This window comes from Actinoallomurus acanthiterrae (assembly GCF_054775715.1).
The window spans coordinates 11,153,903-11,178,315 of sequence record NZ_BAAHCO010000001.1; the positions used below are offsets into that span (position 1 = coordinate 11,153,903).

Genomic DNA, 24,413 nt, shown 5'->3' on the forward strand with positions numbered 1-24,413 from the left:
ATCAAATAGGGCAACGACGGACGCCCGACGATCAAGGCGTGTGTTCCTTAGAAAACCGTCGCTCTATCCCCTGAGCTACGAGGGCTTGCCGCTGGTAGCGCCTAGCGGACCCGCCCGGCTCCGCGCCTCCAGTCGTCGACCGTTCCGGACATGTTCCGGATCTTGACCGTCCGATGCGGACCAGCGCGCACCGTCAAGGGTTGTGCCGTCCTCGCACGCTCCACCCTCGGCCTGGTCATCCCGTCTGCCGTCGTCCCACCCTCCGGGGAGCGGGCCGGGCTAAGGTAGTGAAGCCTCCACGCTCCAGGGAAGTTGCCATGCCTCGCCGGCCCCCAGGCGAGATCAGACGTCAGCTACCACGTGCAGCCTTCCGCGGCCATGTGCCCGCAATCAAGGGGCTGTCCGGTGCCACCAACCATCAGATTGCTTCCTTCGAGCGACGAAGCGGATTGCCACCCGGCCACGTCGCTCGTGCCCTCCGCATCTGGGCTCAAGGCCCGACCCCTCACCCCGATGGAGGGCTGACATACGGAGCAGGGACCACCCTCTGGCGCGACATGCATGCGCGCACCTTGCTCAATGACGTCCTGCACACCTTGCGACGAGCCGCACGCCGAGACCTGAGCCGAACGCTTGTACCGCTAGACGACGCTTTCTTCAGAAGGACCGTTAACGATCCGACCGCTTCGCCCGATCAACCATGGTGGCGTAGGCGGATCGTACGCTAAGCACGATGGTGCGACCATCGGACGTTGAGGGCGTCGATTGCTTCGTGGAGGGAGTACCCGAACTCTTCGCGCAAGATGACCAGAGCCGGGATGTTCCGTCCTTCGAGGATGTGCTCGTCGATCTCAGGCCACCGGTCCGTCACGGCTGAATCCTCGCACGCGTGTGTTCAGCTCGATCCCGGCCGACACGCGAGCGGGGCTGCCGTCTGATGGCCGTAGGCCACCCATAGGGCGAGCGAATGCGAGTCTGCCAGCGGCCCTGCGCCCGTCCCGCGAGAGAATGATCCAGGCTGGAGAACCGGCCTGTCTCTCTTCATGAACTGGCGTCTGGTCGGGATCGGGATCCGGCTTCGCAGGCGCGGCGGGCGTACTCCCAGACACGCTCGAACTCTGCTTCGGTCGAGGGCTCGGGATCGTCGTGGTGGCCGCTCGCGAAGCTTGCCCCACCCACCGCGACCGACTGTGATCCCCCCGCCGCGATGCTCGGAGCGGACGGCGGCGGCCGTTCGCCATCATCTCCGCTGCTCGGCAACGTCGACGCCTCAAGCGACGGCGGATCCGAAGCCCTCCTACGCCACCAAGGGCTCATTTCGGCTCTTTCACTGGCGGTTCGGGAGCGCCCCGCGACGGCTGATTATCAAGAACTTGTCGATCCCGTTGGTGACTTGAACGCGGCCGGGAAACTCACGCAGCGGGCGGACGGGCCATGTGCCGATAGGCCGTCCTACGGATTTCGGCGATGTTCCGCGTCGACGGGCGGCCGTGCGCTCGGGACTACGGCCGGTCGGCTGCTCAACGCGCGGGGCCGGCAAACGTGCCTCCTACGTCGTCAGCGTCGACGGCCAGGGTACGTGGTGCAGTGCGAGCTGTGGGGGCTTCCGCGGGCCACGCCAACGGCGGCCCAGCGACTGTCGCCTGACTTGGCCGGCCGTGACGCGCCGGGGGCTTTTACGGGCCTCGGATGATGTCGCGATGATGATCCGAGACACGACGCGTCGAGGGGCGTCGCCTCCGCTCAATACTGCAGGATGTACCACTGCTGGGTTGCCAGGTTGTTGCAGGTCCACTGTTGGAGGCGGCTGCCCGGGGTGTTACTCCCGTCGGTGTCGTCGAGACACAGGTCGGACGCGAGGTTGCGCACCTGCACGGTGCCCGTCGCGCTTTGGGTGACCACCGACCATAGCTGCATGTCGCCGCCCCAGCATTGCCACTGTTGCAGCTTCACGCCCGATTCACATAAACCATCGTCCATTCTTGCGGCGAGCCGGCCCAACACCACCACTGCTGAATGGGGGCGCCGTCGTCCAGACTGGCGTTGGTGGCGTCCATGCACAGATGGCTCAAATTGCTGATGAACTCGTACGGGCCGTAGGTGGCAGCGGCAGCGGGGCCCGAGGGAATGAAAACGCTGGCAAGCCCCAGGCCGGCGGCCGCTACCAGGCCGGTGAACCGTCTCTTTCCGATCATGGTCTCACGTCCCTTTCTTCTGGTGGCGGTAACGTTCGGCGCGGCACCTGGTGCCCTCCTAGACCAATGCCCATGCGGCATTCTGGAGACGCGCCATCTCACCGCCCAAGGATCGAGATTCTTCTAAGCGTGGGCCGAGTTACACCGCTGCCGCATGAGTAGCCCCTACTCAGATTGCTGACGTACACTCCTGCGGTCGGAGCCATGGCCCTGAGCAGATCCGCGATGGAGCGAATGCCTGGGGCGCTCGCCCGGCTCGCATCCACGCGCTCCGACCCGTGGTTCATTCGGGGAGCCTCTTCTTTGGGCGGTTCACGTTGCCGAACGTAACGGTCAGCCATTGCACGAATATTGCACGACAATTGGCTGGCCGTTCACTCGTCGCCGTCGACGCAACTGGCGTAGTGAAGATCCACTCAGTAGATGGCCCACGTCCACAGCCGGTCGTGGACACCCCACCTGGGTCAGTGGAGGCTCACTGGTTCCTCCCAGGCGCGGGTCAGTTGTGCGCGCAGCAGAGGCAGCGGGCTGTCGCTCCCGCCGCGTAGGCGCTCATCGAGGCGGAGCAGCGTTTCGCAACGGGCCAGGGAGACGCCGCACGCCGCGGTCTCGCGGGCGTATCCCGCTTCGATCGCGATGCGCGCCGCGGCAGGTCCGCCGACCGAGATCGCGAGGCCGGCGATGTCCCGGGCCGGTTCGGCGAGTTCGGCGTCCGTCCAGTCGAGGACGCCGGCGAGGGTGCCGTCCGGGCGGACCACCAGGTGCTCTCCCTTGAAATCGGCGTGGACCAGTACGGGCTTCACCGATCCGCCTGGCATCGGTGGCCGCAGCGGTGTCGTGGGAACCGCTTCGGTGTCGGTCAGCCGGAGCCGAGCCGCTTCGGCATGAGCCGTGAGTCGCTCCCATTCGATGGGGCTGCCGGCGGGTACGCCGATCGTGGCCGCCTCACGTGCCGGAATCGAACGCAGCCCGCGCAGCAGCATGGCGAGCTGCCTCTCGCCGACCGCCGAAAGGGGCTGGTCCTCACCGGATGCGCCGTGTAGCCGCGTGTCGACGGTGAAGCCACAGCCGGGAGCCCACTCGCCGTAGGCGGCCGAGCGTGGAAGGGGAACATCTGTGTACGGGCGGATCAGGTCGCGCAGCGCCAGTTCGCGCTGCTGGCGGCGGCTCGCCCTCTGGTTCGGCGAGAACCGGGCCACGTAGCGATCAGCGACCCACCACGAGTGGTGTTCGCCGCCCTCGCCGATGGGACTCAACGGTGGCCGCCAGCTCAGTCCCAGGACGGACTGGACCAGAGCGGCGGCTTCGTCGGCTGTGGGGTGATCGGGCGAAGCCATGGCGGCATTCTCCTCGCACCACGACTGCCTGGCGGATCGGGGCGATCAGTGGCGTGTATTGCCGTCAGAACTGCCTCAGGTGAGTTTGAGGTTGAGTAGCCGCAGCCCGGTGACGGATTCGAATCCGGCGGACGCGTACAGCCGAAGCGCCGCGGTGTTCGCGGTCTCGGTCTGCAGCGACAAGCGGTGCGCGCCGCCGGAACGAGCCGCATCGATGACGTGCTGGATCAAAGCTCGGGCGACGCCGCTTCGTCGGTGTTCCGGGCTGACGTAGAGGTCTCGGATCAGCCAGAAGGTACGCAGTGTCTGGGACGCCGGCACCACGGTCGTGGTGATGAAACCCGCCCCACGGCCACCGATCATGGCGACGGCGAGTTGCAGGCGTCGCTCGGTGAGCTGGTCACGCAGCCATCGGCGTGTGGCCTCGCTCGAACCAGGATGGCCGTAATGCGCCCGATAGTCGTTGAACAGGTCGCTGATCTCGTCGAGCGCCGGGTCTTGGGCCGTCGCCGGACGCACGAGCACCTTCATGGTCATGCCACCAGTGTTTGCCACACCGTCCGTTGCAGACCAATTACTCTCCGTGCATAGAGTGGGTATGGCGCGGGTAGAGGTTGGCTGAACGTCAGGGCCCCTGACCAGGAAGGACGTCATGCGTCGACTAGCCGCCGCCCTCGGAACCACCATGTTCCTCGGAATCTTCGCCGTCTCCGCTCACGCCGGCACCTCCACCGCCACGACGAGCAGGCACGACATCGCCACAGCCTCCGAGGCTCAGCTCGCGCCGTCCGGCATCGTCTACCTGCCGATCGGCCTCAACCTCCAGCCGACCCCGTCCGGCACCTGGGCGAACTCCACCCTGCAGGTCACGCTTCCTACAGCCGGTATATACACGCTCGAGCTGGACGTTCGCGGTCGGCTCAGCGGCACGCCTCCGGTCAACGCGTACATCGTCGCGCGGCTCTTCAATATCACCGCCGCCGCCGTCCTGCCGAACAGCGAACGGCTCATCACTCAGATCATCGACGGTAACCCCGGCGCGGCCCCGTACGGGGTGAACACGACCGCGCCGATCAGTGAGCGCGTCAGGGTCGGCGGGCCGACGACCATCAGGTTGCAGGCGACCCGCGTCAACGCCGCCGGTGCGACCTCCGCCGCCGACATCCTCTCCGACCCGAACGGCCGCACGTCGTTCCGGTTCGAGCGGATCTTCCCCTGATTCAGCCAGGCTCCGCGAAGGGGTTCCGTCTTGCACGGAACCCCTTCCGCCCTACTCGACCTGCATGAATCGGCGAAGACGCGGAGCCGCCCCGGCCGCCTGCACGACACTGCCCGTTCGAACACCACCGAATGATCTCGAGGAACCTCGCCGTACTACCGTGTGCCCGTGACGGGTTCGGAGCAGATGGCGCGGGCGTTCAATGAACTGGCCGACGGCTATGACGACGATCATCACGATGAGGTCGCCCGGGCTCTGCTCGCTCTCCTGGGTCCCGTGGAAGAGGACGGGATCGCCGACGTGGCGTGTGGGAGCGGGGCGGTGGCGCTGGCGGTCGCACGGGCGCGATCCCGTACGGGGACGCCGGTCCTTGCCGTCGACCTTTCGGCGGAGATGATCCAAGCGGGCAGGGTCCGCGCCGAGCGGCTCGGTCTGGAGCGGGCGATCGATTGGCGTGTCGGGGCGGCGGTGCCGATGCCCGTGGCGGACGGCGGGCTCGACCTGATCCTGTGCGCCTCGTCGCTTCACTTTCTCGGTATGCGGGCGTTGGCCGACTGGCGACGCGCGCTTCGGCCCGGTGGGCGGGTGGGCTTCACGCTGCCGTTGGCGTCTGGGTTTCGCCCTTCCGGGCGGTTCGCCGAGCTCGTCGCCGCGGACCTGCCGCTGCCGCAGACGGCCGGGGATGCGGCGTCGCTCGCGTCGGACGCCGGTTTCGTCGACGTGAGTGCGGATGTCGTCACCGTCGGATCTCGGTCCGTCGCCTTGGCCGTTGCCGCGAATCCGATGGTCGCGGCCTGAGGAGCCGCCCGGCCCTCGCGTTGGGCACCGCCGACAGGCTCAGTGCCTCGGTCTCGCCGACGAGGGGCATATGGTGCGATCCATGCCGGTTCGACGGTATTTTTCTCGTCCAGTGATCACTCGCGGCATGCGGCGGTGGTGACCCTCACGGTCACCGTGAGGCCGTCCGCCATGTGATCGTCACCCATCGCATGGCGAGGAGATGGTGCATGACAGTCGGCGACGTGGACCGTGAGCGGGCGAAGCCCTGCCTGACGGGCGCTCCCGAGCGGGTGGAGCCCTCCCCGGGGGACACTCCCGAGCGGATGGCGATGTTCACCGACGCCATCTTCGCGATCGCCATGACGCTTCTCGTGATCGAGATCAAGCGGCCCGAGAGCGATGCCCTGAAGAGTTCGGCCAGTCTGTGGCGGTTCCTGACGCACGAGTGGGAGTCGTTCTTCGCGTTCTTCCTGGCCTTCGCCCTGCTGTGGACCGTGTGGCGCAGGCATCACGTGCTCATGGACCAGGTCGATCGGCTGGACCGGGCGTTCACGTCCTGGCATGCGCCCCTGCTGCTCTTCGTGGCCCTCCTTCCGTTCCCGACCGCGTTGCTCGGGCACGCCATCGACAACCCCCTCGCACTGTGCGTGTTCGCGGGGTCGGAGGCGGCGCTGCTGTTCTCCGAGGCGGCGTTGAAGGAGGTCGCTTGGCGTAGCCGGTCGATCCTGTCGCCGGACGCGAATGTGGCGGAGGTACGGCAGGGGGCGAGCAGCTCCTGGGCGGTCGCGGGGTTCTTCGCGGTGACCGCCGCGCTCCCCTGGGCCGTTCCCGCGATTCCGTTCGCGTGGCTGCTCGCGCCCGCTGCGGCGGCCTACGGCGGACGGCTCATCGACCGCTTCCGGCGAGGCGTCGGACCGGCCGCCGCCTGAGCGCCCCCCTGACCCGCCCGATCCAGCCGGCCCCGCCGACCTGACCCCGCCACGCCACCCCGGTCGACCACGGCGACCCGGTCAGCGGCAAAGGCGGACGGCTCGGGGAGAGGTCATGCGGGCGGTGACGGTGAAGCCGGGGAGGGCGTCCCGTCGCAGGATCGCGCGGTCGCGGGTGACCAGCGCGCACGTTACGCCGTAGCGCTCCGCGATGGCCAGACGGGCGCTGGGGGCCGTGTCCGCTGCGAAGAAGGCCGTCGTGTCCCGAAGACGGGCGGCCTCGTCGACGAACGGGTACGGCCAGCCGGGGGCGACGGTGTAGGCGCCCCTGGCGTTGACGAGGCGGTCCAGAGCCCAGTCGTCCGTGATCACCACCTGGCCGGGCTGGATGCCGTGGAGGACCCGGTCGTACGACGGGCCGGGTGGTGGAGCTCCCCAGGCGCGGAGGGTGGCCGGGGAGACGTTGCCGGAGTAGGCGCGGATCAGGCCGCCCGACTCGCCGTACAGGCCGACGCAGCAGGCGATGAGGGTGACCGCCGCGTACGGCCGCCAGCCCTTGGCCCGCTCGGCGAGGTAGGACGCGAGTGCCAGGTGGAGGGGCAGCATGGCGACCGGTATCGCGCGCGCCAGCCCGTACGAGCCGGTGGCCGCGCCGACGGAGATCACCGCGACGGCGAGGAGGAAGAGGATCTGCAGTTCGCGGCCGAGTGGGCGGCGGCCGCCGGTGACGAGTGCGGGCAGGCCGACGAGGGCGAGGCCGTACGCGGCGAATCCGCCGTCCTTGACGACGTCCGTGATCAGGACCTTGTGGATGGTGTTGAAGCTGCCCGCCGCCCCGAACAGGGTGGAGACGTCCGACCAGGGCCACACCATGACGAGGAGGAAGGCCGCCACCGCGCCCACGGCGAGACCCATCGGCCGCGCGCGGAGTGCGGCCTTCGGGTCGGCCAGGACGAAGGCGACGAGGCCGATCGTCATGCTCACGGCGGTGAACGGGTGGATCAGGACGACCAGGGCGCCGAGCAGCGCGACGGTGGCCAGCGCGCCCACGCCCTCGGGTCGCGAACGGTGGCGCAGGAACGCGTCCCAGACCAGGAGCATGAGCGCCGTGCCGATGACGCTGGGGTAGCACATGATCCAGGAGAGGGAGTACAGCCCGAGGAAGCCGCTCCACGCGACGGGGTCGACGCCCCACAGGAGGAGGGTGAAGACCAGGGCCAGTGCCGCCACGAGGCGTCCGCCGCCCAGGTGGCGGCAGAAGCGGCGCAGGGCGAAGAGCAGCAGCGCGACGTTGGCCATCCCGGCGGCCTCGAGCACCGTCCGGGCGGACAGCCCCGTCGCCGCCTTGATCACGCCCAGCAGGAGGGCGTACGGGGAGTAGTACGGGCTGCCGGAGGCCTGGCCGACCAGCGGGTCGACCGGGTCCCAGAGGTCGCGTGCCAGGGAGTCGACGGTCGCCAGGTGCAGCAGGAAGTCGCTGGTCCAGCTGTGCCGGAGTGTGACGAGGATCGCCCAGAGCCCGACGGGGATCGCGACGACCACGTACGGGTCGCGCCACCACCGGTCGCGGAGCAGGGTTCGATCGCCGGACGACCGAGGAGGTTCGAGGGTTGGTCTCTCGCTTACCTGGTCGGATCCGGGCAGGGGTAGGCCGTGGTGCACGTGTGTTTTCTCATGCGGGGGAGGAAGCGCCCAAAATCGCGCATACCAATGTTACGCCACATATGCGCATGCACTTACCGAAACCGGAATGGCCAGAAATGCCCGCCGCGCCGCTAAATCCGCGCCACGACCCCCGCCGCACACCCGACCGAAGGCATCCCGATACGCCGCGTCACGTACGGCGGCGTGGGCGGCTCAGGAACGGCGGACCAGACGGGCCGAGCGGTGACTCAGGCACGGCGGGTCAGACGGGCCGGCCGGTGACCCACGTACGGCGGTCCAGGCGGTCGCTCAGGCACGGCGGATCAGACGGGCCAGGCGATCGCTCACGTACGGCGGGTCAGGCGGGCCAGGCGGTACTGCACGCCCCACTCGGTGACCCGCCGGAAGGCCTCGACGATGATGTCGCGGCTCATCTTCGAGTCGCCGCGCTCCCGCTCGACGAAGGTGATCGGCACCTCCGCCACCTGGAGGCCCTGGCGGATCGTGCGCAAGGTCAGGTCGACCTGGAAGCAGTAGCCCTGGGAGATGACGTCGTCGATGCCGATCTTGCGCAGCGTCGTGGCGCGGTAGGCGCGGAACCCGCCGGTCGAGTCGTGCACGGGGATGCCCAGCAGCAGCCGCGCGTAGGTGTTCGCGCCGCGCGAGAGGACCTCGCGGTTCTTCGGCCAGTTCTCGACCTTTCCGCCGCGCACCCACCGGGATCCGATGGCCAGGTCGCTGTCTTCCAGGGCGTTCAGGAGCCTGGGGAGTTCCTCGGGCCGGTGGGAGCCGTCGGCGTCCATCTCGACGAGCACGTCGTAGTCCCGCTCCAGGCCCCAGCCGAACCCGGCGACGTACGCCGCGCCGAGGCCTTCCTTGCCCGCGCGGTGCAGGACGTGGACCTGCTCGTCGCGTTCGGCGATCTCGTCGGCGATCCTCCCGGTGCCGTCCGGACTCGCGTCGTCGGCGATGAGGATGTCGGCCGCCGGGGCGGCGGCGCGGACCCGCTCGACGATGATCTCGAGGTTCTCCCGCTCGTTGTACGTCGGGATGACCACCAGAACCCGTTGGAGGTCGCCCACGCTGTCCACCCTTCACATCCAATGATTCAGTTCCGCGGCTCGGCGGCCGCCGCTGCGACCTGCCCGCTCGTGATCGGAAGCGTACGCGACATGTAGGGCATAAGCGTCGTCGCGGGCGGACCTACGACGCCGTCCGGGCGGGCGGAGAAAGCGGGCGGAGAAATCCGACGCGAATACCGGCCTGGGTGCTCTTCGGAATCAAAGACGTGGTCGGGCTATGGCGCGTACGGTCCATAGGAAAGCGTGGACCAACGATCGAGGAGCGTCCTTGGACAGGGTTCAGCGACTGCGCGATGTTTCCGACACCGACGTCGCCGCGTGGCACGAGGTCGTCGCGGCGTCGGTCGCAGACGATTTCCCCGGTGAGCCCGCGCCGGCACTCGACCAGGTGCACGGCCAGCTCACCACGCCCGGGGTCGGCAGCCGTCACCTGATGTGGGTCGCCACGACGGACGACGCGGTGACGGGGGTGGCGCGGCTCCGGCTGTTCGAGGGGCAGGGCCGGCGTCACCTCGGGGAGTTCACCCTGCACGTCCATCCCGAGCACCGCCGGCGGGGCGTCGGGACGCGCCTGCTGCGGACGGTCGCGCGGGCGGCGCGGGACGAGAAGCGCCGGAGCCTGGTCGTGGAGGCGTCCGCCCAGGCCTCCGGGGCGGCCTTCCTCGAGGCGAACGGCTTCATCTGCGCGCTGTCCCTCAGCCTCCTGCTGCTGAACGTCCCCGAGGCGCGCGGCGTCGAGGAGCTCGTACGGACCGAGCACGCGGGGTACCACCTGACCCGGTGGCTCGGGGTGGTGCCGGAGGACCTGGCGGAGGCGTTCGCCGCGGCCAAGAGCGCGATGGGCGACATGCCGACGGGGAAGATGGACTACGGCACGACCACCTGGGACATCGACCGCGTACGGGACATGGCCGAGGTCGTCGAGAAGCGCGGGGACACGCTGCTGACGGTGGCCGCCCTGCACGACGACACGATCGCGGGCTTCACGGAGCTGGTGATCCCGGTCGGGGACGGCACGCGGGCGATCCAGTACGACACGGCGGTCGTGTCCGCGCATCGCGGGAAGGGCCTCGGGCTGTGGGTCAAGGCGGCGATGCTGGAATGGCTCCGCGCCGAGTGGCCCGCCGTGCTGGAGATCGAGACCGACAACGCCGAGGACAACACCCACATGCTCGCGGTGAACGAGCGGCTGGGGTTCCGTCCGCTGCGTCAGACCAGGCAGTACCAGTGCGACCCGACGATGATCCACTAGGCGCAGGTGTCCGCCTCCCGGTCTCGCCGGGTCTACAGTGACGGAGAGTCGTAGGAGGCACAGTTGCTGTACTGGTTCATGTACCGGGTGGTCCGGCCGCTGCTCCGGATCGTGTTCCGGCCGGTCGTGGTGGGGCTGGAGAACGTCCCCGAGGACGGGGCGGTCGTCCTCGCCAGCAACCACCTGTCGTTCGTGGACAGCGTGCTGATCCCGCTCGTGGTCCCGCGCCGGGTGACGTTCATCGCCAAGGCCGAGTACTTCGAGGGCAAGGGCACGGCGCGGATCCTCGGGGCGTTCCTGGACGCGATGGGCCACATCCCGGTCCCGCGCTCGGAGCAGCGCGCCGCGGTCGCCGCGCTGGACATCGCGCTGGGCGTCCTGAACAACGGCAACGCCTTCGCGATCTACCCGGAGGGCACCCGCTCGGAGGACGGCCGTCTCTACCGCGGCCACACGGGCGTGGGATGGCTGGCGCTGAACGCCCAGGCCAGCGTGGTCCCGGTCGCGGTGAAGGGCACCGAGAAGATCATGCCAGTCGGCTCGAAGATCCCGATCCCCCGCCTGCACCGGCCGGGCGTGAAGTTCGGCAAGCCGATCGACTACACGGCGTTCGCGGACATGCCGCCGGCGAAGGCCCGGCGCGCGATGGTGGACGAGATCATGAAGGAGATCCAGAAGCTGTCGCGCCAGGAGTACTCCGGCGTCTACAACGAGCGGTCCAAGAAAGAGTCCTGACCTCCCTACAGGGAGTGCTCGAACCAGACGACCTTGCCGGTCGGGGTCCGCTGGGTGCCCCAGCGTTCGGCGAGCGCGCTGACGAGTTGCAGGCCGCGGCCGTTCTCGTCGGTGGCCTCGGCGCGGCACAGGTGCGGCAGGTCGTGTCCGTCGTCGCGGACCTCGCACAGCAGGGAGTTCGCGCGGATGAGGCGGAGCCCGACGTCGCCGGCGCCGTGCACGACCGCGTTGGTGACCAGCTCGCTGACCAGGAGCTCGACGTTGGGCGCCAGGGCCGTCAGGCCCCAGGTCTCCAGGGCCTGGTGGGCGAGGCGGCGGGTCTCGCGGACGACGCTCGGCGTCGCCGTGAGGGACCAGGAGAAGACGTCCTCCTTCGGGATGCCCTCGAAGCCCACGGCCAGCAGGGCGATGTCGTCGTCGTGCCGGCCCGCCGTGCAGAACCCCTCGATTAAGGTCTCGCAGACGGTCTCGAGCGGGCGGAGTGGGCCACTGAGGAACTCCCGCAGCGCGGTGAGCCCGGCGTCGAGGGGCCGGCCGCGGCGTTCGACGAGGCCGTCGGTGCACACGACGAACTGGCTGCCGTCCTCCACGTCGAAGCCGACCGTCTCGAAGGCGACGCCGCCGACGCCGATCGGCGCGCCGGGCGGGACCTCCAGCAGCCAGGACTCGCCGGACGGGGAGACCAGGACCGGCGGCAGGTGCCCGGCGTTGGCGATCTCGCAGCGCCGCGCCACCGGGTCGTACACGGCGTAGACGCAGGTGGCGAGGCAGTCGTCGCCGAGCCGCCGGGCGAGGTCGTCGAGCTGGCGGAGCAGTTGGTCGGGCGGGAGGTCCTGGGGGGCGAGGGTGCGCACGGCGGTGCGGAGCTGGCCCATGATCGCGGCGGAGGTGAGTCCGTGGCCCATGACGTCGCCGACGACGAGCGCGAGCCTGCTGCCGGGCAGGGGGATCGCGTCGAACCAGTCGCCGCCGACCCGGACGGCCTCGTCGGCCGGGACGTAGCGGTAGCAGATCTGCGCGCCGGCGACGTCGGGCGGCGCGTCGGGCAGCATGCTGTGCTGCAGCTGCGCCGCGACGCGCGCCTCCCGGCGGTAGAGGCGTCCGTTGTCGACGCAGACCGCGGCCCGGCGGCCCAGCTCCTCGACCAGTGCCACGTCGTGCTCGCCGAACGGCGGCCGGTCACCTCGGCGCATCAGGACGATCGTGCCTAAGACCTTGCCGCGGGCGATGAGCGGCGTGATGAGCAGTGCCCGGCCGCGCAGCAGGGCCCGCAGGTCGCGGCCGCCGAGGTAGGCGGAGATGCGGCGGCTGATGCGGTCGCTGATCCGGGAGTAGCTGAGGCTGTGCCCCGTCGTGAGGTCACGGATGAGCGGCAGACCCGACGGCAGCCGGATCACCTCGCCCAGCGGGACCAGGTCGTCCCAGCGGCCGTCCTCCTCGTCGTACCGCATGGCCACGCGGACGATGTTGGGGGACGCGTCCGCCTCCGCGGGCGGCAGCTCCTGGTCCGAGACGATCGACTCGAGCAGCTGGACGCCGGCGAAGTCGGCGAACGAGGGCACGAGCGCGTCGCACAGGGCCCCGGCGGTCTGCACCGGGTCGAGGGTGTCGGCGAGCCGGGCTCCGACGTGGTTGAGGAAGTCGAGGCGTTCCTGGGCCGCCGCCTGCTCCATCGAGTCGACGACCGGCGGATCGTGCGGGGGCGGGACGGTGGGCCGGACGCGCTTCATCCGCGGTGACCCGGCCCGGTGGTCCGCGAACGGCAGGCGTACGGTGACGCTGATGTTGACGGCCGGGTAGCCACGGGCCAGGACGTGATCGGCGATCGCCTCCGGGTCGGCGTCGGGCGGCAGCATCTCGGTGAGCCGTCGCCGGAACAGCGCGGCGTCGGCGGAGGACTGGACGAGCGTGGGCTCGACGCGCAGGAAGCGGACGCCGCCGTTGCCGCTGAGCGGACTGCGCGGCGGGGGCGCCATGAGGACGTCGCCGAGCGCCAGTCCGGGGCCGTTCTCCCGGATCCGCTGGGCGTCGGCGGCGACGGCGAGCCCCCGGGCGCCGTCCGGGCCGGGCAGCGGGTAGACCCACCAGGCGATCTCCCGCAACCGGCCGTCGTCGAGGCGGGGAACCAGGAACACGCCGGTCCAGACGTGCCGCACGTGGCGACCCCCGGACTCGAACGCCGACCGGTGCTCCTGCGGCAGGTGCAGCAGCGAGCGCAGCGGGCGGCCGGCCACCGCGTCGTACGAGGCGCCGAACAGGTCCTCGGCGACAGGGTTCCAGTGGGTGACCCGCCCGAGCTCGTCGAGCAGGATCACGGCGAGCGGAGTGATCCCGAGCAGGTGCTGATCGAGCAGCCGGGGCGACGCGCCGGCCGCGGTGAGCCTGGCGGCGGGGCGTTGTCGAGTGACCACCGAGGATCCCCCTCTCAGGCGAGCATCCAACGCACGGCCCCCCGACCCGCGATGTGACCGACGTTACATCCGCGCAGGCCAACTCGCTGCGTTTCGATGCGATTACGTAACCGGGACGGTTTGATCTGCACGCCACGGTGACCACATGAGGCCGTCCGGCTTCGGCTAGGCGTCTTTCACCGCTCTTGGCCCTGAGGGAACATTGCGCCACCCCACATGGGACCTCCAGCCGATATGGAGTCGCCGTGAAGCGCGTGTTCCTTTCCGTCCTGGCCGCCTCGGCCTTGATCGTCGGCCTGCAGTCCACGCCGACGAGCGCGTCGCCGCCGAAGCCCGGTGCCGTCAGTGACCATGTCGACCTGTACACGGGCGACATCCCCCTCGCCCAGACCCGGGCCCTGCACGGCGCCGGGCTCGACGACGAGGACCTCCACACCGGCAAGGTCACCGGTGGCAAGGTGCACGTCGAGGTCCTCATGGGCGGCCGGCAGGCCCAGCGCCTGCGCGCCCAGGGTCTCGACCTGAAGCTCGACGTCGTGAACGGCAGGACCGCCGCCCAGCGCGCCACCCTGGCCGCCAAGGGAGACCACGTCTTCCGCCCGTACACCGGGCCCGGCAACATCCGCGAGGAGATCCTGAACGCGGCGGCGGCGCACGCCGACATCGCCCAGGCCGTCGACATCGGCACCACCGTGCAGGGCAAGCCGATCACCGCGATCAAGGTGACGCGGAACGCCCGCTCGCTGCGGCCGGGCGGCCGCCCGGCGGTCGTCTACCAGGCCACTCAGCACGCCAGGGAATGGATCGCGACGGAGACCGTACGGCGATTGCTCCACTACGTCCTCGACAACTACGGCAAGAATCCCCAGGTGACCAAGGCCGTCAACACCGACGAGCTGTGGTTCATCCCCGTCGTGAACGTCGACGGGTACGACTACACGTTCACGCCGGGCAACCGGTTCTGGCGCAAGAACCTCCGGGACAACGACGGTGACGGCAAGATCACCTCGAACGACGGCGTCGACCCGAACCGCAACTTCCCCTACAAGTGGGGCTACGACAACGAGGGTTCGTCGGCGGCCCCGGCCGACGAGACCTACCGCGGCGGCGGGCCGGCGTCGGAGCCGGAGACCAAGGCGCAGATCGCCCTGTACAAGAAGATCCGCCCGAAGTTCCTGCTGAACTGGCACTCAGCGGCGCAACTGCTGCTGCACGGCGTGGGCTGGCAGTCGCTCACCCGCAGCCCGGACGACCTGATCCACGACGCGGTCCTCGGCGACATCGACCACTCGGCCGTCCCCGGCTACACGCCGGAGCTGGGCGCCCAGCTGTACACCACCAACGGCGAGACCGACGGCTACACCGAGTCGGTGCTCGGCACGCTGACCTACACCCCCGAGCAGAGCACCTGCCTCACGGCGGTGAACAGCGACCCGAACGACGACTGGACGCCCGCCGACTGCGGCGGCAGCACCGCCCAGGTCTTCCAGTTCCCCGACAGCGAGAAGCTGATCCAAAAGGAGTTCGAGAAGAACCTCCCGCTCTCCCTCGACCTCGCCGGCTCCGCCCACGACCCGGCCCACCCGATCTCCCCCGTCGGCCGTACGGTGCCGGACTTCGCGGTCGACTCGTTCGCTACGTCGTACGGCTCCACGCAGACGGTGGCGTCCGTCATCCGCCGGTCCCTGCCCGGCAAGCGGCTGCGCTACAAGATCAACGGCGGCCCCGCGCGTACGGCGTCGGTCCACGAGTGGCAGGGCGGCGAGCGGTACGGCCAGGACAGCAGGAACTACTTCGCCGAGTACCGGGGCGTGATCCGCGGCCTGCGGCCCGGCGACAAGGTCCAGGCCTGGTTCATCGCGGGCGGCAAGGTCAGCACGCCGTTCACCTTCGCCGTACGGGACCAGAAGGGCGCCTCGGTGCTCGTGCTCGCCGACGAGGACTACACGGGCGTCAACCCGACCTACCCGCCGGGCACGAACAAGCCGAAGTACGCCCAGGCGTACGTCGACGCGCTCAAGGCCAACAAGATCAAGGCCGTGGTGTGGGACATCGACCGGGACGGCGTCCCGCACGACCTCGGCGTGCTCGGCCACTTCAAGGGCGTCGTCTGGTACCTCGGCGACAACCGCCTCACGCAGGACGCGGCCGACGAGTACGTCCCCGTCGGGAGCCAGAAGTTCCCCGACTCGGAGATCGCCGACCGCGAGGTCCACACGACCCTGTTCGTCCGGACTACCTCAACCAGGGCGGCAAGCTGCTCTACACAGGTGAGACGACCGGCTACTTCGGCCCGCTCGCCGGAGCGAACGGCGGCGGCATCTACTACGGCCTCAAGGGACACCCGGAGAAGCCCTGCGTCGTCACCTCCGCCCTGCGCGACGACTGCGAGCTGCTGGCCGACGACTTCGTGCAGTACTACCTCGGCGCGTACAGCCGGGTGACCCGGCAGAACCCGACCGGTTTCCGCGGCACCGGCGCCCCGCTCACCGGGCTCACCGCCGGGCTCGCGAGCACTGACAACCCGCTGAACGAGGCGGGGAACTTCGACGTGACCAGCGACAACCTGCCGGTCAAGCAGTTTCCGCAGTTCAAGAGCTGGGCGGCCGGGGAGTACAGCAGCAAGGGCGGCCCGTTCGACCCGGTCGAAGGGTCCTGGTACGCCGCCGGGCCGCACGCGGACAGCTCGTACATGCGCCTGACCCGCACCGTCGACCTGACCGGCGTCGCGGCCGACGAGCAGCCCAAGCTGGCGGCCAAGTTCTCCTACGACACCGAGAACGGCTACGACCACGTGATCGTCGAGGCGCACACCGCGGGCGCGGACGACTGGACGACACTGCCCGACCTGGGCGGGCGTACGAAGAACACGGTGCCGTCCGACTGCGACCAGGGCTTCCTGCTCGCCCTGCACCCCTGGCTGAAGCACTACCTGACGCTCGGCAGCCCGTGCACGGCGACGGGCACCAGCGGCGCCTGGAACTCCTTCACCGGCAACTCGGACGGCTGGCAGCCGGTGTCGTTCGACCTGTCGGCGTACGCCGGCAAGAAGGTCGAGATCTCGATCGGCTACGTGACGGACCCGGCCACCGGCGGGACCGGCGCGTTCGTCGACGACACCAAGGTCACGACCACGACCCGCACCCTCGACGCGGAAGGCTTCGAGAGCGGCCTCGGCCCGTGGTCCACCCCCGGAGCGCCGGCGGGCAGCCCGCCGAACGTGAAGGACTTCCACCGGGCCCAGGGATTCGGCGTCGCGGCCGTCGCCACCCCCGACACCCTGCTCTTCGGGTTCGGGCTGGAGCAGGTGCCGTCCACCGCCGAACGCGACAAGATCATCGGTGCGGCGATGAAGCAGCTGATCGGCTGACCAGCTGATCGGCCGCCGAGGGCGTGGTCACACGACGTGATCGCCGCGTGACCACGCCCCTTTTACGTCCAGGAGATCGTCAGCGTGCGGGGCGTCGCGCAGCTCGCCCGTGTTCATCCCTCACGTTGTCTCCTCCCGAATCCGGGTAACCCCAGTATTCGTGCCGGTCCTGGAGTGATCGGAAACGGAGAGCGGAGGAGACCGCGATGGGAACACGGAGTGTGACGAAGCTCATTTACCGGTGCGCCGAGCTTGCGTTAGAATGACGCTTCCGGTAGGCGCCCCGCGGGAGAGGCGTCCAGCCTCCTCGCCGGTCAGTCGACGCAGTCGTCGGCGGCCTATCGGCGATCCGATTTCATGGCCCCTGGCGGGCACACCATAGCCGACAGCTACACGGAGACCCTCCGTGTCCGGCGCTTCGACCCGGCCCCGCACAGCGGGGAGCTCCCCCGACCGCGGACGGATGATCCGTCCAGGTCAGCACCCCAACGGAGAGCAGCAAAATGACGACTGTGGCGAGCGATGCACGCCGCCAGGACGTCGAGCGATATCAGCGAGACGTCACACCGCTCATCGACCCGCTGTACGCCAGCGCGGTGCGGATGACGCGCAACCAGGCCGACGCCGAGGATCTCGTCCAGGAGACCCTCGCCAAGGCCTACGTCAACTTCCACCAGTTCGAAGAGGGCACGAACCTCAAGGCGTGGATGCACCGCATCCTTACCAACAACTTCATCAACACCTACCGCAAGAAGCAGCGGGAGCCCCAGCGCGCCGCCACCGACGAGATCGAGGACTGGCAGCTCGCCCGTGCCGAGTCGCACTCCTCCACCGGCCTGCGCTCGGCCGAGCACGAGGCGCTGGACCGCCTGCCCGACTCCGACGTGATCAAGGCGCTGCGCGACCTGCCCGTGGAGTTCCGCACCGCGGTGTACCTCGCCGACGTCGAGGGCTACCCCTACAAGGAGATCGCCGAGATGATGGGCACGCCCATCGGCACGGTGATGTCCCGGCTGCACCGCGGCCGCCGTCAGCTGCGCGAGCAGCTCAAGCAGTACGCGCCGCGCGTCGCCGTCGTCCGCGCCGCGTAGGGGCTGTCTCGAAGTCCCGCCGTCCTACCGCGCGGCGCCCAGGAGGCGCCGCGTCGTCGTCGGCCGCCGGCCGTCGGTCGCCGGCCGAAAGCTGGTCGGCTTCGGCCGATCAGGAGAATCCCCCTTGCAGGTGCCTGGTCAGCTGCTCGTAGCGCTGCCAGCCCTCCTGCTGCCGGCCGTCGCCGAGCACGTACCAGACCGCCGGTGACTGAGCGTCCCCGATCCGTTGCGCGGGAATGCCCGGCGGTCCCGGGGCCGAACCGCCCACGGCCATGCCGATGGGAGCGGGCGGCCCCAGCCAGCGCGGTACGGTCGTCAGATCGGCGCGTCCGTTGCTGAGCTGGGCGAACAGCGAGATCAGATGCCGCCCGGCGGCGATCCCGCCGAGCTGCGCGGACAGCGTGCCGACCGGCACCTCCCGCGGATCGGCGTACCCGACGACGAGCGTCACCGCCTCCTCGACGGCCTCGCCCGCCTTCGACACGAGCAGCGTCCCGACGGCGGGCCGGCCGCCCGCGCCCACGATCGTCAACCACGTGGCACCGGCCCCCCGCGACCAGAACAGCTCACTCAACTGCTCCCGCCGCCACACGTCCGTGGCGGGCTCGGCGATCCCCCACCCTCCGGGCGGCTCGCCCGTCAGCGCCATGCACACCTGCTCGGCCGCCGCGCCGATCTCCGTGTCCGACGTGTGGCGCACCCGGAACGTCACCGTCAGCTGCGCCCCCACCGGCTCGGCAGGAGGCGCCGTGTAGGCGGGCGCGTACGTCCGGGCCTGCGGGTCGGTGACGAACGCGCTGCCGTCCCACACGAGCGGGACGCCGGACAGCCCGTCGTAGTAGCCGCCGTCCGCGCGGACCACCCAATGGGTGTTCGGGCCGGTGAGGACCAGCCGCAGCGGCACCGTGATCCGCGCGTCCGGCCCCGTGACGATCTGGAGCCCGCGCCGCGTCTCGCTGCAGAAGCGCAGCCCGTCCGCGACCCACTTCGTGAACGCCGCGACGGGCCGGTCCTGCAGGATCACCATGGCCTTCGGCGTCAGCGCGTCCGCGGCCGGCCCGCTCACGGGCCTTCCTCGACGCCCGGAGGTCCGGCCCAGACCGTGCCGCCCTGCCAGTGCACCATGTCATCCGCGAACCGCCGGGCGATCCGGGCGGCATCCGGCACGCCCACGGCCGCGCGCACCTCGACCCACCAGATCGGCACCCGGACGCGATCGGCAAGCTCCGCGCCCAGCAGCCGCTCCACCTCACCGCGCACCTGGACGAGCTGCGGCGTCTCGATGGAGACGGCCAGCCGTCCCCCGCCGTCGTAGAGGTGGACGCCCCCGTCCCCCGCGTCGTACGGCTCCAGCGACTCGCCGAAGGCGATCATGCCTTCTACGACGGTCGAGATCTCGGGCTGGTGCCGTACCAACGCGACGATGTCGCTGGTCAAGAGCCTCACCTCCTATCGGGGGTCGTTCTCACGGAACCCGTCGAGAGTCGTTCTGCACCCGGCCTGTCGGCGTTGTCCTCACGCGGCCTGTCGGGGTCGTTCTCTTGCTGTCTGTCGGAGTCGTTCTCTTGCGGCCTGTCAGGGTCGTTCTCACGCGGCGACCGCCCGGGCGAACGCCTCGACCGCGATGCGGATGACCGCCGCCCGGGTCTCATGGCCGATCCGCGCGGACTCTACCGCCGTCCCCGCGGCCAGGTGCCGGTCGTACGGGATGTGCACCACCGGCAGCCCGCCCGAGCTGAGCATCTGCGCCGCGCGCCCCAGATCCGCGTCGACGTGCGGCGTGTGCGTCACGAACGCGATCACCGTACGGGGCAGAAGGTAGTCGTAGCCGTTCCGTGCCTGCCACTCCAGGGCCCCGTGCGCGCTGAGCGCCCCGTCGACCGTGCCCGGCGTCACCATGACCTGGGCGTGGGAGTCGGCGAGGATGCCGCGCTGCAGCTCCGGCAGCAGCCCGGCCCCGCAGTCGACGACCGTCGCGGCGAAGTAGCGGCTCATCGCGCCCGCGGCGGCACGGAACGTGGCCAGGTCCAGCTCGCCGGTGATCCGCCCTCCGGCCGTACCGGAGAGCACCCACAGCCCGTCGGTCGTCTGGGCGAGGTACCGGGACGTCTCCTCGAAGGACCGCGGGGGTGCCGACACCAGGTCGTGCAGCGAAAGCTGGGGACCCACGCCCATCCGCAGCGGCAGCGAGCCGAGCCCCGAGTCGGCGTCCACGGCCAGGACGCGGTCCTGCCGGTACTGGGCGATCACCGTCGCGGTCAGCCCCGCGACCGTGGTCTTGCCGGCGCCGCCCCGGATGCTGGTGACCGCGATCTGCCGGCAGGACGGGACCGCCCGGCTCAACACGGCCTCCACGTCGGCGGCCTGGCGCACGTCGTTGGCGGCGGCCGCCCCCACGGCGCGGAGCATCCCCCGGGACATCCGGCGCATGAGGGGGTCGCCGTACGCGGACCGGCGCACGAGGTCGCGGGCGGCCATCGGCCCGCCGGTGACCGGCGGCCCCGTCTGCTGCGGCCCTCCCGGCGGCGGGCCGGACGCGCGCGGGTTCCGCGGGGGCTGAGGCGCTTGCCCGTCCGGCTCCTGCTGCCACGCCTCGGCACCCGACTGCTCCCAGGCCTCACCCTCGGGCGCGGCGGAGGCCCCCTGCCGTTCCGGCGCCTCGGCACCCCACGCAGGCTGGGCGGCCTGGTCCCACTGCGCCTGGGATGCCGGATCCCACGACGCCGGGGGCGGCTCCTGCTCCCCCTGCGTAGGGACACTCAGCTCCCACTGGAGAGGAGGCGGCACCTGATCCGCCTGCGGCGCAGCGCTCTGCTCCCATGCGGGAGGCGGGGCCTCCTCAGGACGAGGCGGCACCCCCTGCCCCCACTGGGGAGACGGAGCCTGCTCGGGACGAGGCGGTGCTCCCTGGTCCCACTGGGCAGACGGAGCCTGCTCGGGACGAGGCGGTGCTCCCTGATCCCACGACACCGGCGGACCCGAATTCATCGGCGACAGTGACGCGTGTTCCGCCTGCTGCGGGAGTGCCTGTTCCGCCTGCTGCGGGACGCCCTGCTCCCATGCGGGAGGCGGCGCCTGCTCCGGGCGGGGCGGCGCCCCTTGATCCCACTGCCCTGGGCCCGGATCCCACGACGCCGGCTGTCCCTGCTCCACCTGCGGCTGCGGCACCCCCGGCGGAGCGCTCTGTCCCCACTCGGCAGGTGGCCCCTGCTCCGCCTGTTGCGGAACGCCCTGCTCCCACCCGGCGGGCGGGGCCTGCTCTGACTGCGGCGGAACGCCCTGCTCCCACCCGGCGGGTGGGCCCTGCTCCGCCCGCGGCCGAGCGCCCTGCTCCCACCCGGTGGGCGGGGCCTGCTCTGGCTGCGGCGGAGCGCTCTGCTCCCCTACGGCGGATGGGCCCTGCTCCGCCCGCAGCGGGACGTTCTGTTCCCATGCGGCGGGTGGGGGCTGCTCCGCCTGTGGCGGCATCGGGTCCGCCTGCGGCGGGACGTTCTGCTCCCACGCGGCGGCCGGGGGCTGCCGCGGACGGGGCGGTGCCTCCTGGTCCGGCTGCTCCGGCACCCTCTGCTGCGGGCTCTGGTCCCAGGACGGCGAGGGCCGCGCCGGCGCGTCGGCGGGTTCGGCCGTGGTCCGCTCCGCCGGCGGCTGCTCCGTCCACGCGGGAGCCGGGTCCGCCGCGATCGACGGCTCGACCGCCGGAGCCGGCGGCGCGATCGGCGGCTCGACGGCGAGAGCCGGCCACGCGGACGGCGGCTCCTGCGCCGCCGTCGCGTCCTGGGGCGTGTGGGCCGCCTGACCGGCCGGATCGCCGCTGACACCGCCGAACGGGGTGGCCCGGTCGTCGCCGGGTGAGCCGGCGACGGGCCGGTCGGCGAGCGGGTCGGCCGAGGTGCGCTCGGCGGGTTCGGCTGCCGGTGCCCCGATGACGGAGACGTTCTCGGCCGGGCGTGGTTCCTCCGGCCCGTCGGCCGGCGACGGGATCTCGGGAATGCCGCCGGTCGGCGCGTGACTCTGCGCCGACGGGCCCGCGGGCGAGGGCATGGGACGACGAGTCGGGTCGGCGGGGACGAGCCCGGATAGCGGGGTACCGAGCTCGGTGAGCACAGCGACCTGCCAGTCCTGCTCGGACACCGGTCTCCTCTCGGCGCACACCGGGCGTATAGGGGCGGAAACGCTCCTGATCCTATCTGCGCGAACCTGCCCCGGCTTCCAGTACCGCCACCCGATCCGATTACCGAGTGATATCGGTGCGCTACAGTGAGCGATTGAGCTCCGCCGATCGGGCGGACTTTCCGGGGGGAAATCACATGCGACGTTTCCTGGCGTTCTCCATCGCCGCAGCCATCCCAGCGACGTTCTCCGCGGCTCCGGCCGGAGCCGCGAGCAGACCCGCGCCACCGGCCACGGGCGCCCACGGCAGGGCGGCCGGCTCCCAGCGCCTCCTGCGGCACGTCCGACCGGCGCCGAGGGGCACAGTCGTCCACGACATGTCGGCCAAATCCATCGCGCCGGGCGCCGGGACGGCACCGGGGGCCTCCCCGGGCGCGCCGTCGCTTCCGGGCGACGTCGACGCCGCGCCGGCCGCCGCGTCGCCGCAGGCCAGCGCCGCCACATCGCCGCAGGCCAGCGCCGCCGCATCGCCGCAGGGCAGCGCCGCCGCATCGCCCGCGCAGTCGATCGCCGCGGGCGGCGGCCAGGCCGCGCACGGGCCGACCCAGCTCACCCTCACGACGGCGGTGGGCTCGGCCACGCCGAAGACCGTGACGCTGCAGTGCGACCCGGTCGGCGGCACCCATCCGAAGGCCGAGCAGGCCTGCGCCGACCTCGCCAAGACACACGGCGACTTCAAGCTCGCCTCGGACGAGAAGAACCCCCGCGCGTGCTTCATGATCTACTCACCGGTCACGACCAGCGCGGAAGGGCAGCTGCGCGGCGAGGCGGTCAAGTACACCGCGCGGTACCCGAACACCTGCGTGATGCGCACCCAGAGCGGTTCGATCTTCGACTTCTGAGGAGCGCGTCGGCGGACGTCCCGGCCCCGGCCGGGCTCCGGACGCCCACATGGCCGAATAAGACCCGCCTTCGGGGGTAATCGGCGCATGACGGGCGAAGGGAGTGTTCGCAATGGCGCAGAAAATACGCGACGTCATGACGCCCGAGCCGGCCGCCCTCCCTCTCGACGCACCGCTCACCGAGGCGGCTCGACTGATGCGTGACCAAGGAGTCGGCGGGGTGCTCGTCACCCAGGCCGGCCGGGTGTGCGGGGTGCTCACCGACCGCGACATCGTCGTCCGCGCCGTGGCGGAAGGGCGCGACCTGCGCGGCACACGACTCGACCGGATCTGCAGCGCCGGCGTGGTGACGATCGGGCCCGACGACGAGACCGACGCCGCCGTGCGTCTCATGCGCGAACAAGGCGTACGGCGGCTACCGGTCGTGGAGGACGGCCGCGCGGTGGGCATCGTCTCGCTCCGGGACGTGGCCTCCGAGGACGACGCGTCCGCCTTTGCCACCGGCGGCGAGCGCGCCGGCGACTGAGGACGGTTACCGTGGACGGTGTGGGTTACGGACCGCACATCAGCAGCGAGCTGGCCGTTGAGATCGCCCGGTTGAGCCTGATCCACGAGGCGTCGGAGACGGCGGCGCTCCGCCGCGTGACCGAGCTGGCGGTCCGTACGGTGGGGGGCTGCGCGGGCGCGACCGGGATCCGGTGGACCGCCGGGGACGATCCCGAGCCGCTCGACGAGGCCGGCACCCATCCGGATCTGTCGTACCTGAGTGAGATCCAGTGCGCCCGGCAGGACGGCCCGATCTTCGACGTGGCGCGCAGCGAGACCCCGGTGTTCTGCGGCGACACGCTGGTCGAGACCCGGTGGCCGGGATTCACCGCGATCGCGCTGCAGCGCGGGGTGCGGTGCTTCGCGACGACGGTGCACCGCACCGGCCCGATCATCATGACGCTCACGATGTACGGCGTGGTGCCCGGCGCGCTCGACCAGCGGGGGCTCGGGCTCGGGGCCCTGCTCGCCGCGCAGGGCGGCGCGGCCGTGTCGAACACCCGGCACTATGAGGACGCCCACCGTACGGCGGTGCAGTTGCGGCAGGCCGTGGAGGCGCGGGCCATCGTCGACCAGGCGAAGGGCGTGCTCATGCACGCGATGGGCTGTGACGCCGAAACCGCGTTCAACGAGCTCAAGCGCATCTCCCAGAACCGCCACGTCAAGCTGACGGCGCTGGCCCGGCGGATCGTCGAGGGCAGCGGGCCGGGCGGCGGCGGCTCCGGACGGTCTGGTCTCGCCGGAGCAGCGGACGGCCGTTAGAGTACGAACAGCCGTCCGATTTGGTCGCGGATCGCGATCACACCACGC

Annotated in this window: 22 protein-coding genes; 11 read left to right on the top strand and 11 right to left on the bottom strand. The window is 70.8% G+C overall.

Annotated elements, in window-relative coordinates; all coding sequences use genetic code 11:
* Positions 1-724 precede the first annotated feature (724 nt).
* The 5 genes from ACYVF7_RS52635 to ACYVF7_RS52655 form a co-directional block, all read right to left on the bottom strand.
* Positions 725-871 carry a hypothetical protein gene (locus ACYVF7_RS52635; protein ID WP_460354875.1) on the bottom strand — a complete coding sequence of 49 codons (147 nt, stop codon included), beginning with the start codon at positions 869-871 and terminating at the stop codon, positions 725-727.
* A gap of 872 nt (positions 872-1,743) precedes the next feature.
* Positions 1,744-1,953 carry an RICIN domain-containing protein gene (locus ACYVF7_RS52640; RefSeq protein ID WP_460354877.1) on the bottom strand — a complete coding sequence of 70 codons (210 nt, stop codon included), beginning with the start codon at positions 1,951-1,953 and terminating at the stop codon, positions 1,744-1,746.
* Complete coding sequence (locus ACYVF7_RS52645; protein ID WP_460354880.1) at positions 1,950-2,195, bottom strand: RICIN domain-containing protein; 246 nt, start codon at positions 2,193-2,195, stop codon at positions 1,950-1,952. Before ACYVF7_RS52645 ends, ACYVF7_RS52640 begins: the two co-directional genes overlap by 4 nt.
* A gap of 464 nt (positions 2,196-2,659) precedes the next feature.
* Positions 2,660-3,532 (bottom strand): phosphotransferase family protein, encoded by an 873-nt coding sequence (locus ACYVF7_RS52650; protein ID WP_460354882.1) that lies wholly within the window; start codon positions 3,530-3,532, stop codon positions 2,660-2,662.
* Between the two features lie 75 nt (positions 3,533-3,607).
* On the bottom strand, positions 3,608-4,069 hold the full coding sequence (locus ACYVF7_RS52655) for a GNAT family N-acetyltransferase (protein WP_460354885.1): 462 nt from the start codon (positions 4,067-4,069) through the stop codon (positions 3,608-3,610).
* A 115-nt stretch (positions 4,070-4,184) separates the two neighbouring features.
* Between ACYVF7_RS52655 and ACYVF7_RS52660 the strand changes: the two genes are divergently transcribed.
* The 3 genes from ACYVF7_RS52660 (at position 4,185) to ACYVF7_RS52670 (ending at position 6,460) form a co-directional block, all read left to right on the top strand.
* A complete protein-coding gene (locus ACYVF7_RS52660; protein WP_460354887.1) occupies positions 4,185-4,751 on the top strand; it encodes a hypothetical protein in 567 nt (188 codons plus the stop codon).
* Positions 4,752-4,919: 168 nt separating this feature from the next.
* Positions 4,920-5,549 carry a class I SAM-dependent methyltransferase gene (locus tag ACYVF7_RS52665; RefSeq protein WP_460354889.1) on the top strand — a complete coding sequence of 210 codons (630 nt, stop codon included), beginning with the start codon at positions 4,920-4,922 and terminating at the stop codon, positions 5,547-5,549.
* A gap of 209 nt (positions 5,550-5,758) precedes the next feature.
* Entirely contained in the window at positions 5,759-6,460 is a 702-nt protein-coding gene (locus ACYVF7_RS52670) for a TMEM175 family protein (protein WP_460354891.1), read from the top strand.
* Positions 6,461-6,541: 81 nt separating this feature from the next.
* Here ACYVF7_RS52670 and ACYVF7_RS52675 read toward each other — a convergent pair whose 3' ends face one another.
* Both ACYVF7_RS52675 and ACYVF7_RS52680 read right to left on the bottom strand, forming a co-directional pair.
* Entirely contained in the window at positions 6,542-8,122 is a 1,581-nt protein-coding gene (locus tag ACYVF7_RS52675; RefSeq protein WP_460354893.1) for a hypothetical protein, read from the bottom strand.
* Between the two features lie 326 nt (positions 8,123-8,448).
* Positions 8,449-9,186: a polyprenol monophosphomannose synthase gene (locus ACYVF7_RS52680; protein ID WP_460354895.1), complete on the bottom strand. Its 738-nt coding sequence runs from the start codon at positions 9,184-9,186 to the stop codon at positions 8,449-8,451.
* Positions 9,187-9,454: 268 nt separating this feature from the next.
* On the opposite strand from ACYVF7_RS52680, the gene ACYVF7_RS52685 reads away from it, so the two are divergent.
* Together ACYVF7_RS52685 and ACYVF7_RS52690 are read left to right on the top strand one after the other, a co-directional pair.
* Positions 9,455-10,438 (top strand): GNAT family N-acetyltransferase, encoded by a 984-nt coding sequence (locus ACYVF7_RS52685; protein ID WP_460354896.1) that lies wholly within the window; start codon positions 9,455-9,457, stop codon positions 10,436-10,438.
* A 63-nt stretch (positions 10,439-10,501) separates the two neighbouring features.
* A complete protein-coding gene (locus tag ACYVF7_RS52690; protein WP_460354898.1) occupies positions 10,502-11,173 on the top strand; it encodes a lysophospholipid acyltransferase family protein in 672 nt (223 codons plus the stop codon).
* 5 nt (positions 11,174-11,178) lie between these two features.
* Here ACYVF7_RS52690 and ACYVF7_RS52695 read toward each other — a convergent pair whose 3' ends face one another.
* Complete coding sequence (locus ACYVF7_RS52695) at positions 11,179-13,584, bottom strand: ATP-binding SpoIIE family protein phosphatase (RefSeq protein WP_460354900.1); 2,406 nt, start codon at positions 13,582-13,584, stop codon at positions 11,179-11,181.
* Between the two features lie 245 nt (positions 13,585-13,829).
* On the opposite strand from ACYVF7_RS52695, the gene ACYVF7_RS52700 reads away from it, so the two are divergent.
* The 3 genes from ACYVF7_RS52700 to ACYVF7_RS52710 all read left to right on the top strand — a co-directional run bounded on the left by ACYVF7_RS52700 (position 13,830) and on the right by ACYVF7_RS52710 (position 18,045).
* A complete protein-coding gene (locus tag ACYVF7_RS52700) occupies positions 13,830-16,028 on the top strand; it encodes a M14 family metallopeptidase (protein ID WP_460354902.1) in 2,199 nt (732 codons plus the stop codon).
* Positions 15,995-16,954, top strand: a complete 960-nt coding sequence (locus ACYVF7_RS52705) for a hypothetical protein (RefSeq protein ID WP_460354904.1) — start codon at positions 15,995-15,997, stop codon at positions 16,952-16,954. Before ACYVF7_RS52700 ends, ACYVF7_RS52705 begins: the two co-directional genes overlap by 34 nt.
* Positions 16,955-17,457: 503 nt before the next feature.
* Positions 17,458-18,045, top strand: coding sequence for a sigma-70 family RNA polymerase sigma factor (locus tag ACYVF7_RS52710; protein WP_460354906.1), 588 nt, complete (start codon positions 17,458-17,460; stop codon positions 18,043-18,045).
* 109 nt (positions 18,046-18,154) lie between these two features.
* Here the strand turns inward: ACYVF7_RS52710 and ACYVF7_RS52715 are convergent, their stop codons facing one another.
* The 3 genes from ACYVF7_RS52715 to ACYVF7_RS52725 form a co-directional block, all read right to left on the bottom strand.
* The gene (locus tag ACYVF7_RS52715) at positions 18,155-19,111 is read right to left on the bottom strand and encodes a DUF6177 family protein (protein WP_460354909.1); all 957 of its coding nucleotides are present in this window, start codon (positions 19,109-19,111) and stop codon (positions 18,155-18,157) included.
* Complete coding sequence (locus ACYVF7_RS52720) at positions 19,108-19,482, bottom strand: hypothetical protein (protein ID WP_460354912.1); 375 nt, start codon at positions 19,480-19,482, stop codon at positions 19,108-19,110. The genes ACYVF7_RS52715 and ACYVF7_RS52720 overlap by 4 nt, the downstream gene beginning before the upstream one ends.
* A 150-nt stretch (positions 19,483-19,632) precedes the next feature.
* The gene (locus tag ACYVF7_RS52725) at positions 19,633-22,176 is read right to left on the bottom strand and encodes a MinD/ParA family ATP-binding protein (protein ID WP_460354915.1); all 2,544 of its coding nucleotides are present in this window, start codon (positions 22,174-22,176) and stop codon (positions 19,633-19,635) included.
* Between the two features lie 176 nt (positions 22,177-22,352).
* Here ACYVF7_RS52725 and ACYVF7_RS52730 point away from each other — a divergent pair, with 176 nt between their 5' ends.
* From ACYVF7_RS52730 to ACYVF7_RS52740, 3 genes are all read left to right on the top strand, one after another.
* Positions 22,353-23,057, top strand: a complete 705-nt coding sequence (locus tag ACYVF7_RS52730; RefSeq protein ID WP_460354917.1) for an SSI family serine proteinase inhibitor — start codon at positions 22,353-22,355, stop codon at positions 23,055-23,057.
* A gap of 112 nt (positions 23,058-23,169) precedes the next feature.
* Complete coding sequence (locus tag ACYVF7_RS52735; protein ID WP_460354918.1) at positions 23,170-23,583, top strand: CBS domain-containing protein; 414 nt, start codon at positions 23,170-23,172, stop codon at positions 23,581-23,583.
* A gap of 11 nt (positions 23,584-23,594) precedes the next feature.
* Positions 23,595-24,365 (top strand): GAF and ANTAR domain-containing protein, encoded by a 771-nt coding sequence (locus ACYVF7_RS52740; protein WP_460354919.1) that lies wholly within the window; start codon positions 23,595-23,597, stop codon positions 24,363-24,365.
* Positions 24,366-24,413: the final 48 nt, after the last annotated feature.